We start from the raw sequence: 949 nt of genomic DNA, 5'->3' as shown, positions 1-949 counted from the left end.
CCGCGCTGGCGCCGAAGCTGGCCGGGTACGGCCTGACCGCCCTGCCGGTCGACGGCATCACCCCGGACACCGAGCCGGCGTTCCTGGCCCGCCGCCGCGAGGTCCTCGCCGACGCCCCACCGATCACCGTGGTGGTCTGCACCCGGGAACGACCCGACGCCCTGGCCCGATGCCTGGACAGCCTGCTCACCCAGGACTACCCCGGCTACCGCATCCTGGTCGTCGACAACGCACCCGTCACCGACACCACCGCCGAGGTCGTCCGCTCCGCCGCCCACCGCGGACCCGTCGACTACCTCCTCGAACCCAAAGCCGGCCTCTCCTTCGCCCGCAACGCCGCAGTCGCCGCCGCACCCGGCCAGATCCTCGCCTGGATCGACGACGACGAATACGCCGACCCGACCTGGCTCGCCGAAATCGCCCGCGCCCTCGCCGACCACCCCGAAGCCGACGTCATCTCCGGCGTCATCGTCCCCGCCGAACTCGAAACCCAACCCCAACTCTGGTTCGAACAATTCGGCGGACACAGCAAAGGCCGCGGCTTCACCCCCGACATCTTCAGCCCCGCCACCGCACACCGGCAAAGCCCCCTCTACCCACTACCACCCTTCGGCACCGGCGCCAACATGACCTTCCGCCCCGGCGTCATCGAACGCATCGGCGGCTGGGACACCGCCCTCGGCGCCGGCACCCCCGCCATGGGCAGCGAAGACACCCTCGCCTTCACCCAGGTCCTACTCACCGGCGGCACCATCGTCTACCAACCCACCGCCGTCACCCACCACTACCACCGCCGCGACCTCGCCGGCCTGCACAAACAAATGCTCGGCTACGGCACCGGCCTCACCGCCGCCTACACCAGCCTCCTCCTGCACCGCCCCACCCTGCTCTGGCCCCTGCTCAAACTCGCACCCGGCGCCCTCCGCGACCTCACCAGCCCCGACAGCCC

1 protein-coding gene is annotated in these 949 nt (G+C 71.1%); it reads left to right on the top strand.

Annotation, left to right across the window (positions count from 1 at the left end):
* Nucleotides 1-949: glycosyltransferase family 2 protein (locus LDL48_RS43230; RefSeq protein WP_225261012.1), on the top strand; the 949-nt coding region annotated here is incomplete at both ends.

Origin of the sequence: Jidongwangia harbinensis, from assembly GCF_020216025.1 — a bacterium.
GTDB lineage: Bacteria > Actinomycetota > Actinomycetes > Mycobacteriales > Micromonosporaceae > Actinoplanes > Actinoplanes harbinensis.
This window is presented reverse-complemented; position numbering and strand designations above follow the sequence as displayed.